This is a genomic window from Nocardia sp. CA-119907, assembly GCF_050955995.1.
Taxonomy (GTDB): domain Bacteria; phylum Actinomycetota; class Actinomycetes; order Mycobacteriales; family Mycobacteriaceae; genus Nocardia.
Genome location: NZ_CP192091.1, coordinates 4,898,585 through 4,911,442, shown reverse-complemented (window position 1 = coordinate 4,911,442; position 12,858 = coordinate 4,898,585). Strand labels below are relative to the sequence as shown.

The following is a 12,858-nucleotide window of genomic DNA, read 5'->3' as shown; positions in this document are numbered from 1 at the left end:
CCGGCAGACCTGAGCGCTTCCTAGGCGACCTCGTACTTGGCGACGATGGTCGCGCGGGCGAGGGTGTGGGAGAAGAGGTTGAAACCGAGGAAGGCGGGAGTGCCGTTCTCATCGATCGCGAGGCTGTCCACGTCGAGCGCGTGCACGACGATGAAGTAGCGGTGGTACCCGTGTCCCGCGGGCGGTGCCGCCCCGACGTATCCGGGGAACCCGCCATCGTTGCGCAGCGTGACCGCACCGCTGGGCAACGACCCACCTTCGCTCCCCGCGCCGCGCGGCAGTGAGGTGGTGCCCGCCGGGATATCGGCCACCGCCCAATGCCAGAAGCCGGATGCGGTCGGCGCATCCGGATCATAGACCGTAACCGCGAAACTCTTTGTCTCCGTGGGGAATCCGGACCACGACAGCTGCGGCGAGATATCCTTGCCGCCCGCGCCGAACACCCCGCTGACCTGATCGTTGTCGAACGTCTGGCCCTCGGCGACATCCTCGGACGTCAGCGTGAAGCCGGGCACCTGCGGGAGCGCGTCGTAGGGGTTGTACGAGTAGTCGGGCACGATGGTCCTTTCGATCGTCAGCTGTTCAACAGGAAGTGTTCCAGCACTCGGGTGCCGAATTCGAGTGCCTGCACCGGAACCCGCTCGTCGACGCCGTGGAACAGCGCGGCGAAGTCCAGTTCCGGCGGCAGTTGCAGCGGTGCGAAGCCGAAGCAGCGAATGCCCAAGCGGGCGAAGGCTTTTGCGTCGGTACCGCCGGAGAGCATATAGGGCACCGTGCGGCCCTGCGGATCGTTGGCGAGGATGGCGTTGTTCATCGCGTCGACGAGGTGACCGTCGAATGTCGTTTCGTAGGAGTCGAGTTTGGTGATCCACTCGCGTTCGACGTCCGGGCCGATCAACTCGTCCACCTCACGTTCGAATGCGGCCTGCCGTCCCGGCACCACCCGGCAGTCGACGACCGCCTCGGCGGTCTGCGGGATCACATTCGCCTTGTAACCGGCCTGCAGCATGGTCGGATTCGCGGTATCGCGCAGCGTGGCACCGATGATGCGGGCAATGGTGCCCAGCTTCGCGAGCTGACCCTCGATATCGGGACTGGACGGATCGAACTCCAACCCGGTCTCCTCCGCGACCGCGGCAAGGAATTCGGCCACCGAATCCGAAAGCACCAGGGGGAATGTGTGTTTACCGAGCCGCGCCACCGCCGCGGCCAGAATCGTGACCGCATTGTCTTCGTGCAGGAACGAGCCGTGACCGGCACGGGCCTTGGCGCGCAACCGCATCCAGCCCAGTCCCTTCTCTGCCGTCTCCACCAGATACAGGCGACGTTCGGTGCCGTCCGGGCGCGGCACCGTCAGCGAGAAGCCGCCGACCTCCCCCACCGCCTCGGTGATCCCCGCGAACAGGTCGGGCCGGTTGTCGACCAGCCACTGCGAACCCCACTTGCCGCCGTTCTCCTCATCGGCGAGGAAGGCGAAGACGATATCGCGCGGCGGCACCGTGCCCTCGATTTTGAACTGGCGCGCGATGGCCAGCATCATGCCGACCATATCCTTCATATCGATCGCGCCGCGGCCCCACACATAGCCGTCGCGCACCGCACCGGAGAACGGGTGCACACTCCAGTCGGCGGCCTCGGCGGGCACCACATCCAGATGCCCGTGGATCAGCAGCGCACCGCGACTCGAATCGGCCCCCTTCAACCGCGCGAACACATTGCCGCGACCCGGCGCCCCCGACTCCACATACTCGGTCGTATAGCCCGCCTGATGCAGCTGATCGGCCACCCATTGCGCACACTCGCGCTCCCCCTTGGTGGTGGCCAGATCCCCGGTGTTGGAAGTGTCGAATCGGATCAGCGTACTGACCAACTCGACCACCTCGGATACGGCTCGAGATGCGGTGTTCGGACCGGATGCTTCGCCAGTTGCAGACACGTACCCTTTCCTACCATCTGGTACCGGCTCTGCCACGCCGAACCTCCGGCGCACGAGCGGGTTCGCACCGCCTGTGGTGCGGATTCGCGCGCCGATCGCATCAGCATCACGATGATCGCAACCACTGCGCGGTCGGACTGTGCGAGTAGGATCGCCGGCCCGAGCGTTGATCGCCGTCGATTCGAAAGAGCTCAGCCGCCAGCACTTTCCGCGAGCGTGACCTGTCGTCGCGTCACGCCGACTGGTGGACGCGGTCGGCGCCGATCCGCTCGATGCGTTCGCGACCCCATGCGCCCAGCGGCTCCAGCGCCGCATTGAGCGCGCTGCCCAACTCGGTCAGCCGGTACTCGACCTTCGGCGGCACCTCGCGGTAGATCTCGCGATCGACGATGCCGTCCTCCTCCAACTCGCGAAGCTGCTGGATCAGCATCTTCTCCGAGACCCCTGGCAGACCTCTGCGCAGTTCGCCGAAGCGGCGCACGCCGTGGTTCTCCAGCTCCCAGAGGATCAGCGCCTTCCACTTGCCGCCGACCACGTCCATCGCTGCGTCGATGCCGCAGAAGTATGGTCCGGATCTCTTTCCACCCATCGCCTGACCTCGCTACCTGTTCGCAAACGTGTCGGTAAGTACCCGACCAAATAGTAGGTACTTGCCGACCCCTCGGGTACCGAGCAACCTTGGGGCCAGCGCGCTGACCACCATGTTCTCCAAACTCGAGGAGTTGACACCCGCAATGTCGGACACTCAGCACACCCCGGTGACGGTGCTCGGACTCGGTGCGATGGGCCAGGCCCTGGCCTTAGCCCTGGTGAAGGGCGGCAGGCCGACCACGGTATGGAACCGAACGCCCGGCAAGGACGCCACACTCGTCGCTGCCGGCGCCACCAGTGCGGTCACGGTGACCGACGCCATCGGCCACAACGGCCCGATCATCGCCGTGCTGCTCGACCACGCCTCCGTGCACGCCACCCTCGACCCGGTCGCCGACCGACTCTCCGGCCGCCAGTTGATCAATCTGACCAGTACCGCCCCCGAGGAGGCCCGCGAACTCGCCGCCTGGGCCGCCGCCCACCGCATCGGCTACCTCGACGGCGGCATCATGGCGATACCCGCCATGATCGGCCAGCCCGGTGCCTCCATCCTCTACAGCGGGTCGTCCGCACTGTTCGACGAACACCGCGAAACACTCGAATTACTCGCCGCCGCAGACTATTTCGGCACCGACGCCGGACTCGCATCGATGTACGACTTCGCGCTGCTGTCGAATATGTACGCCATGTTCACCGGCTTCCTGCACGGCGCGGCGATGCTCCGCTCTACCGGCATCCCGGCCAGCGCATTCGCCGAACGGGCGGTCCCCTGGGGCACCGCCATGGCCCAGCTCATCCCCGAATACGCCCGCGTCATCGACTCCGGCGACTACACCGACCCCTTCCAACCCCTCGACTTCCACAAACCCGCCGTCGACGCCATCGTCCGCGCCAGCCGCGACGCCGGCGTCGCCCTGGACATCGTCACCCCCATCAAGAACCTCATCGACCGCCAGATCGCCGACGGCAACGGCCCCCTCGCCTTCGAACGCACCGTCGAGGAACTGGCCTGACCACTCCGCGCGCCGTGCGCTCCCCCGAGCGCACGGCCCCAGAAAACTCCAGCTAAACCCGCGATTTGGTCAACGCGGCCACATCCGATAACCTTGCTGAGCACCACCGGTCCGGGTGGCGGAATGGCAGACGCGCTAGCTTGAGGTGCTAGTGCCCTTTATCGGGCGTGGGGGTTCAAGTCCCCCTCCGGACACAGACAGTACGTCACGTCACCCGTTCTACCTGTGGTTATGTAGAAAGGGTGGGTGACAGCGTTGACTGAATCAGTGCATAACCGCAGGTGGGAGCCCTGTGGGGGTTCAATTCGGGGTCAGCTGAGAGAATCCTGAGAAGCCGGCACGTCGGCCCGGCGAATCGTGGACAGTCATATCACGGAAGTCTTTCCAGCTCTGCAGGTATCGGTCGAGGCCCTTCACCTCAATCTGGGATACGGCCCCGCTCGCCACGCCGATCAGAAGAGGGCCTTATGCGGAACGTTCGCCCGGTCGACTCCTCGGTCGAGACCGCCCGGTCGACGCCCACACGCCTATCGCATGACAGCGCCAGACCAACGGCACTCAGAGTCGTCGTCCCGAAGGATCCACCTGACCTCAAACTGGCCGCTGCTCGCGCCCTGCGCGCCTCATCCAAAAATGTTGCGTCCGAGGCGCGATACCCCGGACGCCCGAGCATTGACACGCGAAAAACGAGGCCGCATTCAGAATCTCGTTGGCCTCCTTTAGATCTCGCCCCTCTCGTTCGAGTTCTTTGATCCGCGCCTGCTCCGTGCTGGCCGCACTGGGAGCCTTCCGATGTCGATCTGTGCCTGCTTCACCCAGACCCGCATGGTCTCGGCGTGGATGCCGAGTTTCAGAGCAAGCGCCTGGCACGCGGCGCACACCGACCGTTAGCCGTCGACTCGGTCAAGCACCATCTTCACCGCACGCTCACGCTGCTCGATCGGATAATGCTCACGCCTGTGCGACGCCGGCATGTCGAACTTCGAATACAGCGTGCTCGCGCGGTGATCATCTCGATTAGATCGTCTTCGCCGTCCTCGGCGATGACGTGCCCACGTTCAAACCGAAAGGGGAGCATTCCCCTCCATGGCCGAAAACGATTGTCAACACCGTCCAGCGATCCCGGTCAACATCCCAGTCGACAATCCTGTTGACGAAAAGCCACAGAGCAGAGAAAACACCCTCTGAACTGCGACTTTAATGCACTACATACGTGGGCCAAGGGGGACTCGAAGCACTTCCGGCACCCCGTGCTCGCACGTCAATTTCGGTGCAATATCCTGCGTTTCAGCCAGACGTCCGAAAGCCGAGGCGGCGCATCGCTAGGCGAGTTCCCAGAGACGAACAGTGCCGTCGGCGCCAGCGCTGGCCAGTCGCCTCGGGCCTCCTGCCGCAAGACGTAGCCTGTCTGGACACCATGCCACCGATAGTGCGGCGTAGGGATCGGAATTCCACTCGACTGCGGGATGTGCGATCACTGAACACAGCATCGTGCCGGAGTCGGACGACCAGATCCGCACTGTCTCATCGTTACCCGCGGACGCGATATGCCTCCCGTCGGGTGACCAGGCCACCGACTCCACTCCTGCAGTGTGGCCCCGCAAAACGAGGGTGGACTCTCCGCCTTGCGCGTCCCATATCCGCACGGTGTGGTCGCGTCCAGCAGATGCCAGGAACCGACCATCCGGCGACCACGCCACAGATTCCACTCGCCCCGAATGGCCGCGCAGGGTCAATCGGTGGCCGCCGGTGCTGGCGTCGTGCAGACCGACGCCATGCGCGCCGCCGACGGCCAGCGTGCGACCATCCGGCGACCACGCCACCGAGGTGATGCCGCCGACACGCCCTAGAGTCGTCCACTGGAGTCCGCCGGTGGCGGCGTCCCACACCCGCACGGCCTTGTCCCGGCCGCCGACTGCCAGGCGACTGCCATCCGGCGACCACGCCACGGACAAGACCTCGAGGCCATGGCTGGCGTTGAATAGCCATGCCTGAAGGGTTTTTGCCGCGGAGAGTGCGTTGTTCGCCTTGAGGGTGTGCTCTGCTCGACGGGCGGCGACATTCCAGATGGTGACGGTGCCGGAGTCGCCACCCGACGCTATGTAGCGGCCATCGGGTGACCAGGCGACGGTACGCACGTAGGCGGCGTAGCCGCCGGATGCTCCCGCGATGCGAGTGTGGTCCTTCGGCGCCCACCGCATGCTGCCTGTGATCGTGTCCCATATTCGGATCGTGGTGTCGAATCCGCCCGATACCAGATTCCCGCCATCCGGCGACCACGCGGCTGAAGTGACCCACCCGGACCCGTGTCCGGACAAAGTCCGCAATGGCACAAGGTCTGCGCGAGATACCGGCGTGCCGGGATCAGCCCCGCGCGCAACGCCGGTATCGACATCTCCGGGAAACAAAAGGGACGACGAGCCGGGAAAGGCCGGTGCGGCTGCCGGTGTCGCCCGCCCAGAGCGGATGGCCGCGACCTGTTCGAGCAAATGTGCAACGGACTCGGCTTCGGACAGACCGAACAGGTCGAACGAGACGATGCCCCCGAGTATCCCTTCCCTCGGGCAGTTCTCCAGCCGAACAGGAATCAGCCTCCGGCGCAGTCCCACCGGATCACTCCGGAACGCTGCCGTCCACTCGACCTTCCCGTAAACCGACTGCAGATACGCGTTCGACAACAGCGCTAGCGTGTGATCGGATTTCGCGACGCCTTCGTCCATCTTGGCGATCCAATGCGTGCCGGGAACGAAGTCCCATGCCTGAAGCAGCACCCGATAGCCCGCCTGCTCTAGCTGACCCCCCACCCATACGGCCCACGCCCGATCGACCTTCGTATAGGAGACGAAGAAATCCCACTGACCGTCCAGGCTTTCCGGCATACCCCCGCACCACCTCATCGATCCGCCGACCTCGTCGCCACATCGTCCCACAGTCACCCGCCTGAGAATCCCGATTCAGTCCTGGTCGTGTCGTATGCAGACCCGGGGCAGATTCCGCGCCGCTCCCAGGGATGTTCAGTTCACCCTCCCCCTTCATCCCTTGGTTCAACCACGCGCAAAGCGTTTGTGTAACGTCCATACCAATCCGGACACTTTCGGCGTCATCGCACCTGCGGTGACATCGTGCAGATCTTCCGGGACCAGCACGTGGTGGCCACCCACGTCCGGCATCTGCCCGGGCGAGCGACGAATCTCGACCACTACCCGCCGGTTCGCCTTCCACCTGCAAGGCCCGACCTGGTGCCGCAAGATCGCCGCCGAGATCGGTCCGGCCTGTGAACTGGTCATCGGGGAGTTGTTGTCGCCCAACGCGATCCATCACCTGCGGGCCGCTCAGGGCATCCGTCGGCTGCGTGAGAAACACGGCCTGGACCGGGTCGAGGCCGCTTGCGCCCGCGCGATCGAGGCCAGTGGCCCGTTCTATCGCACGGTCAAAGGCATCCTCGCCGCCGGGATCGACACCGACGACCCGATCACCGGCCCCACAGGGGCGGTTGCCGAACACGATGATCGGCACCTCCGTACAGCCGATGGGGCGTGGTCGCTGCTCATAGACTGCCGCTCATGGATGAGGAGCAGGTCGATCCGGTGTGGGAGCGGTTGATCGGCCAGTTGAACTGGTACAGCGCGAAAAGTGCTGCAGCGCAACGTGCCTACAAGCAGGTGAAGCTCGGTCAGATCGTTGTCGGTGCTGTAGTACCTGTGGTCGCGTTGTCCGCGCCGGCTGTGGTGACCGCAGTGCTTGCCGCGGTTGTGGTGGTGGCCGAAGGTGCGCAGCAGCTATTTCAGTGGCAAACGAATTGGTTGAGTTATCGCTCCACTGCCGAGGCGCTCAAGCATGAGAGGTTTCTCTACCTCGCCGAGGCGGGGCCGTATCGGGATGTAGATCGTCGAGCGGTGCTCGCAGAACGTGTCGAGAACCTGTTGGCGCTGGAGAATTGCGAATGGGTGGGCTCGAACGCCAACCGTCCAGAATCGGGTTGAAGTTCGCGATTGTGCGCGGCGGTCCCTGGATGACGTCTGAGTTGTCAACGGCACGCGAATTTTGGATCTGGCACGGTTTGCGTGATTCCGTCTGGTCGGGTTTCCTAGTCGCTCAACAGGATTCGTTTGCGGAGCAGGTCGGGTTTGGCGCGGCCGAACATCTGGCGTTTGATCATTTTGATCCGGTTTACGTGCCCTTCGACCAGCCCACTGCTCCAGGGCAGGGTGAGCCCGGCGGTGACGGCGTCGTGGTCGCGGCGCAGGCCACGGACGAACGAGTGCAAGGCGGGCAGGTCGTCGGCCTCGACGCCGGTCATCCATTTCTCCAGTTCACGACCTCGTAGTTCGGTCATGATCACAGCGAAGCCACGGACGTGGCCGACCAGCGCGGTCAGTTCCGAGCTCGCGTCGAGGATGGCGTCGAGCTGTTGGCGATGTTGTTGATGGAGTCGTGCGGGGTCGCTCATGATCCAGCTGGCGACGCGGCGGACCGCGGGTGGTTTGCGCGCTGGCGGACGGGCCTGGCCGGCGGCGCGGAAGGGCTGCAGGTAGTTGAGCAGGATCTTCACGCTGCCGCGGTAGCCGAGTGGTTGGATCTCCCGGAACAGCTCAGTTGCGTTGGTGCAGCCCTCATTCCAGCGTTGATGCAGGTAGGGCTTGTAGTCATCGAGGATGCCGGGCCGCCGCCCTGTTCCGTTGTTAACCAGCAACTCCTCGACGGTGGCGGCGCGCGCGAAGCGACGGACGGTGCCACGGGCAAGCCCGAGCCTGCTGCCGATCTGCAGAAGGCTGACGCCTTCGGCTAGCAGTGTGTGGACGGCTGTGTGGCGTTCGCGGGCCCGGACAGCCCATTTGTCGGTTCTGATCTCCGGTGGCTCGGCAGGTTCTGGAATGGGCTTCGCCTGCGGGTCGACAAGGACCGCGGCCTTCAAATCATCTTGGGACTGTGCCTCATTGGCGATCACCAGGCATTTTCGATGATGAGCGACCACCCGTTCGACGGCCTCGCCGAGGTTGTGCCAGATATGCCACCTGTCCGCGACTTGCAGGGCGTTCGGCGCTCCGGCGGCGATGCCGTCGGCGTAGGCGCCGGCGCGGTCGCGGCAGACGATCTCGACGCCGGGATGAGCACGCAGCCAAGTGGCGAGGGTGTCGGCAGTGCGGTCTTCGAGCACGTCGACCGGCCGCCGGGTTTCGATATCGATCAGGATCGTGCCGTAGTGGTGCCCGCGGCGCAGCGCGAAGTCGTCGACCCCGAGTACCCGCGGTGCCGCATGGTCTGGATCCGGCAGCGCCCGGATCTGCCGCAGCAGCGTCATCCTGCTGACCGTGGCCGCCAGATGCCCGGTCATCCGCGCTCCCGCACGACCACCCAATGCCAGCGCGACCGCGCGCAGCAAACGTTGCAGAAGACTCGTGCGCCGGGCGTGACGAGCCGCCAGCCCAGGCACCTGCTCAGCGAAAGTCCTTCTCCCGCAATCAGAGTTGCCGCAGAACAACCGTCTCACCCGCAGCCGGATCACCACCTCCCGGCCGGTGATCGCCGTGTCGGACAACCGCCGCCGATAGCGACTATGAACCCGACGCGAGAACGTTCCGCAGTCCGGACAGGCGACCGTCTCGTCGCGAGTACGCACGTCGAGGTTCACCCGACGCCCGACCGAGGTCATGCCGTCGATCTGCAGCCCGTCCAAATGTGGGAACAAGACCGCGAGCGGTCCAAGATCAGAACACCGGCGACATGATCGATCATCAAGTGCCCGTTGGCAATACAAGCCTGGTCAATCGCTGAGTAGGCCCGGGGCGCGGTGGCGGGATTGCTCCTGCTCCGTTTCCCCGGACCTCTCGCCGAACCCGCCGTGCGCCTCTCAACGCAACGGGCTCTCCACGGTTTCTGCCGTCAGGCTGGTTGAAGAGTCGCCCATCGATTCGGGATCGTATGCCCGCGCCAGCGATAACGGGTGACCGTCACGCTGTTCAGGTCGAACAACACGGTCCCGTCCGCCGCCGTGATGGGCAGCCACCGCCCAGCGGGGGTGGTGTAGCGACGGCGAATGTCGGTCCAATTCCAGCGGTGCCGGGTCTGCAACATCACAATCATCCGTTTCCAAACGAACTTCTGGACAACGGCGAACCGCTGCTTCGCCACGGCATGCTTGAAGCAGTTGGACCAACCACGCAGAATCTGGTTGAGCCGGGTGATCACAAAGCTCAGACTCTGCTGGGACAACCGATGGGTCAGGGCACGGACTTTCACCTTCAGCGACCGGAGGGGCCGGTCACCGATGAAGGTGTAGACGAACCACTTATCCGAGCCACGCTTGCGACGCCACTGGATGTGGAATCCCAAGAAATCGACCCCGTCCGATAGGTGCCGCACCGTAGTTTTCTCCGGTGATAGCCGAAGCCCTAGCGGTGCAAGCACTTTCGCGATCTGTTCGCGTATCGCCTCGGTGTCGTGCTCGGTCCCGTGGACCAGCACGACGAAGTCGTCGGCGTAGCGGACGATCCGCCACGTCGGCAACCCCTTGCGGCGACGGTAGGCCCGCTTGGCCTCACTGGCCATCGTCGCGCCCGGCTTCCATGGCGCCATCACCTGCTCATCGAGCACGCTCAGCGCGATGTTGGCCAGCAGTGGCGAGAGGATGCCGCCCTGCGGGGTGCCGGTCATCGTGTCCTGATACTCGCTGAGCTCGGTGAGGATCCCGGCCTTCAGGAACGCTTTGACCAGCATCAGGACGCGTTTGTCGGTGACCCGCAACCGAACCCGGTCCATCAGGGCCGTGTGGTCGATCCGGTCGAAACACGCCTCGATATCCGCATCCAGCACCCAGCGGTAGCCGCGGGTGCCGTAATAGTGGATCTCGGCGATCGCGTCCTGCGCCCGCCGGTTGGGCCGGAAACCGTAGGAGACCGGCTCGAAATCGGCCTCGAAAATCGGTTCCAGCACCAGCTTGAGCGCGGCCTGAACGACCCGGTCGGTCACCGTCGGAATCCCCAAACGGCGGACTTTTCCCGCCCCGCCCGGTTTCGGGATCTTGCGCTCCCGCACCGGAACAGGCCGAAACGACCCGTCTTTCAACGAGTCCCGCAGGTCATTCAGGAACCCCGGAACCCCGATCAACTCCTCGACGTCGCTGACGGTCATGCCGTCGACGCCAGGAGTGCGAGCCCCGTGGTTGCCCGCGACTCGGTCGAACGCCACGATCAGCGTCGCCGGGTCGTGCACGAAGTTGAACAGGTCATCGAACCGGCGGCCAGGATCGGCCACCGCCCAACGGTGAAGCTTGGCCTGCATCTCCGATACCCGCCGGCGCGGCCCCACGGGCTCGATCGGCGTGGCGTCACCATTCGGTGGCGCGTCTTTCGGCATTGCAGCATCCGTCCTTTCTCGAAAACCGCTGCCGCCCTTCGCCATGTGACCGGCTTTCCCGGCCTCGGACTACTACGGCGGCTCCGCCCCACCCGGCCCGTTCGACGGTCGATGCGTCTATCCCCAAGCTGCGCAACCGGATTGCTCGCCGCTCGGGGAACCTGACCGAATGGTTCCCGTGTTCGCTATGTTTCGCTCGACGAAGTAGGAGCCCAACTGTGTCCCTGCGGCATCGCCACGAGTACGCCGTAGACCTTCCCCGTGGCCTCCGGACCGGCTTTCGTAAACCGATCCAGGAGTTCCCCAACCACCACGAAAGTGGCGGGTGCGCACCGCTTCCTGCCCAGATCCGCCAGGTTCGAGCAGGCGGCACATAAAGGGACGTAACAACGCTGGTTCCTCGCGTACTCCTCTTCATCCCGCTCGCCGGACCCGCACCATCTGGCAGTACTGGCCACGTCCCGGCTTTGTCAGGGCCGCTCCCACCCTCCCCGGCACCACCCGGATCAGGCTGCCCTCAGCTCCATCGACCTGCTACGACAGGCCGACGATGAAGGTCTCTCACCTCCATTCGAAACACAGCGCCTCACGGCGCAAACGCAAACCGTGCCAGATCCCGGATTCGCTTTCCGTTGACATCCGCGTCGTCGAGTGCTCCGGTCGCGACAGCCAGCTCACCGAAACGTACCGCTGCTCGCGGCGCCTGTCTGAAGTTCTGAAGTCCCTGTCTTGCACGTGATCCTGTTCCACACGCTTTGCGGCACTGCAACCGAGCAGGGCTGGTCAGAGGTTGGACCGCCCCGCGACGCTCCGGCGCGGCGGCCCGCCGGTGTCGTACTGGTAACCCTGCATGTTCGATGCGGTCGTATTAGAGCTGATCTGCCGGACTCACCGCGGGCTGTCGTCGCCTGGAGTCGGCCCATTCACATATGGGAGAGAGCACCGGATTCACGTTGGTTCTGTGACCACACGTTGATGTTCAAACCAGATTGCAGGGACGGTCGATCCGTTCGGCAAGGGCTGTGGTCGCCGGTCCATTACCGTTGCGCCGATCTTGTCGCAGATGCGCTGCACCGCGAGATTCGACTCGTTCGTGCCGATCTCGACGCTGGTGTATCCGGCGTCGTGGATCGCGTCGACGAGTGCAGCCACCGCTTCGCTCGCATAACCGGCTCCCCGGTGACTGGCGCCAATCCACCAACCGATGGAACGCGACGATGTCTCGTCGCCGGTGGGGTGCACAGTTGCGCCACCGATCACGGTTGCATCTGACCGCGACTCGATCACGAGAAGCCCCGGAGTCGGGTGGCCGCCGCCGACAGCCTTGATCAGTGCCCGGCCATTTCGTTCTGTCCAGCCGTTGCTGGCGAGCATCGCATCGTCGATCGTGGCTTCGAGCGAGATTGCGTCCTTCGGCGCCGGTCGGCGCAGGGTGAGCCGCGAGGTTTCGATGTCCCGCAGCACGTCGTAGCGCGCACTGGTTTCCATGTTGGCGAGTTCGCTGACGCGCCACACCCAGATCCAGCCCGCGACGAGGACGGTGACCACCACGAGCAGCAGCCAGACACCAACGATGAGTTCGTTTGCGGCGGACGGTAATCCGGCCGTAACTGCGACGCCGATGACTGCTGCGGGAAACCCGAGGACTGCGATCCATCGCGCGAGCCCAAGGGTGGCACGCCGGGGCCAGCGCTGAAATGCCGCTTTGGCAGAGGCGATTCGCCAGGTCGGGAACATGCGCGAACGATACTCGATTCCGTCGTATTCGTCGCGGATCCGAACATTGCGTTCGGCGTAGATCCCGAGTAGGAAGCAGCGGACCTGTAGCACCTCACGATTCGTCACAGGGTGGGTCGGCGTTCACCCGGAACTACCGGGTCAGGAGAGATCGCACCGGAATCGACATACGGACGGGTAGATCACGAGAGTGGGCCAGAACCCACAAACGGAACCCGCCGCTAA

Annotated in this window: 10 protein-coding genes and 1 tRNA gene; 3 read left to right on the top strand and 8 right to left on the bottom strand. The window is 64.6% G+C overall.

What is annotated here, in order from left to right:
* Nucleotides 1–20: 20 nt before the first annotated feature.
* From ACQP2D_RS21590 to ACQP2D_RS21580, 3 genes are all read right to left on the bottom strand, one after another.
* Nucleotides 21–557 carry a YbhB/YbcL family Raf kinase inhibitor-like protein gene (locus tag ACQP2D_RS21590; protein WP_433677716.1) on the bottom strand — a complete coding sequence of 179 codons (537 nt, stop codon included), beginning with the start codon at nucleotides 555–557 and terminating at the stop codon, nucleotides 21–23.
* Between the two features lie 17 nt (nucleotides 558–574).
* Nucleotides 575–1,936, bottom strand: a complete 1,362-nt coding sequence (locus ACQP2D_RS21585; protein WP_433677715.1) for a M20/M25/M40 family metallo-hydrolase — start codon at nucleotides 1,934–1,936, stop codon at nucleotides 575–577.
* A 232-nt stretch (nucleotides 1,937–2,168) separates the two neighbouring features.
* On the bottom strand, nucleotides 2,169–2,525 hold the full coding sequence (locus ACQP2D_RS21580) for a winged helix-turn-helix transcriptional regulator (protein WP_433677714.1): 357 nt from the start codon (nucleotides 2,523–2,525) through the stop codon (nucleotides 2,169–2,171).
* Between the two features lie 61 nt (nucleotides 2,526–2,586).
* Between ACQP2D_RS21580 and ACQP2D_RS21575 the strand changes: the two genes are divergently transcribed.
* On the top strand, nucleotides 2,587–3,540 hold the full coding sequence (locus tag ACQP2D_RS21575; protein WP_433677713.1) for an NAD(P)-dependent oxidoreductase: 954 nt from the start codon (nucleotides 2,587–2,589) through the stop codon (nucleotides 3,538–3,540).
* 109 nt (nucleotides 3,541–3,649) lie between these two features.
* Nucleotides 3,650–3,734 (top strand) — tRNA-Leu (locus ACQP2D_RS21570).
* 1,128 nt (nucleotides 3,735–4,862) lie between these two features.
* Here ACQP2D_RS21570 and ACQP2D_RS21565 read toward each other — a convergent pair.
* Nucleotides 4,863–6,419 carry a toll/interleukin-1 receptor domain-containing protein gene (locus ACQP2D_RS21565; protein WP_433677712.1) on the bottom strand — a complete coding sequence of 519 codons (1,557 nt, stop codon included), beginning with the start codon at nucleotides 6,417–6,419 and terminating at the stop codon, nucleotides 4,863–4,865.
* Nucleotides 6,420–6,584: 165 nt separating this feature from the next.
* Nucleotides 6,585–6,848: a hypothetical protein gene (locus ACQP2D_RS21560; RefSeq protein WP_433677711.1), complete on the bottom strand. Its 264-nt coding sequence runs from the start codon at nucleotides 6,846–6,848 to the stop codon at nucleotides 6,585–6,587.
* 255 nt (nucleotides 6,849–7,103) lie between these two features.
* Between ACQP2D_RS21560 and ACQP2D_RS21555 the strand changes: the two genes are divergently transcribed.
* Entirely contained in the window at nucleotides 7,104–7,523 is a 420-nt protein-coding gene (locus tag ACQP2D_RS21555; protein ID WP_433677710.1) for a DUF4231 domain-containing protein, read from the top strand.
* A 104-nt stretch (nucleotides 7,524–7,627) separates the two neighbouring features.
* On the opposite strand, the gene ACQP2D_RS21550 is transcribed toward ACQP2D_RS21555, so the two are convergent.
* The 3 genes from ACQP2D_RS21550 to ACQP2D_RS21540 form a co-directional block, all read right to left on the bottom strand.
* A complete protein-coding gene (locus ACQP2D_RS21550) occupies nucleotides 7,628–9,193 on the bottom strand; it encodes an ISL3 family transposase (RefSeq protein WP_433685725.1) in 1,566 nt (521 codons plus the stop codon).
* A gap of 230 nt (nucleotides 9,194–9,423) precedes the next feature.
* Entirely contained in the window at nucleotides 9,424–10,794 is a 1,371-nt protein-coding gene (gene ltrA, locus ACQP2D_RS21545; protein WP_433677708.1) for a group II intron reverse transcriptase/maturase, read from the bottom strand.
* A gap of 1,050 nt (nucleotides 10,795–11,844) precedes the next feature.
* Entirely contained in the window at nucleotides 11,845–12,741 is an 897-nt protein-coding gene (locus ACQP2D_RS21540; protein ID WP_433677707.1) for a GNAT family N-acetyltransferase, read from the bottom strand.
* Nucleotides 12,742–12,858: the final 117 nt, after the last annotated feature.

Coding starts and splice junctions, on each gene's coding strand:
- ACQP2D_RS21550 (WP_433685725.1), bottom strand. CDS start 9,193: ATGACCTCGGTCGGGCGTCGGGTGAACCTCGACGTGCGTACTCGCGAC.
- ACQP2D_RS21580 (WP_433677714.1), bottom strand. CDS start 2,525: ATGGGTGGAAAGAGATCCGGACCATACTTCTGCGGCATCGACGCAGCG.
- ACQP2D_RS21565 (WP_433677712.1), bottom strand. CDS start 6,419: ATGCCGGAAAGCCTGGACGGTCAGTGGGATTTCTTCGTCTCCTATACG.
- ACQP2D_RS21555 (WP_433677710.1), top strand. CDS start 7,104: ATGGATGAGGAGCAGGTCGATCCGGTGTGGGAGCGGTTGATCGGCCAG.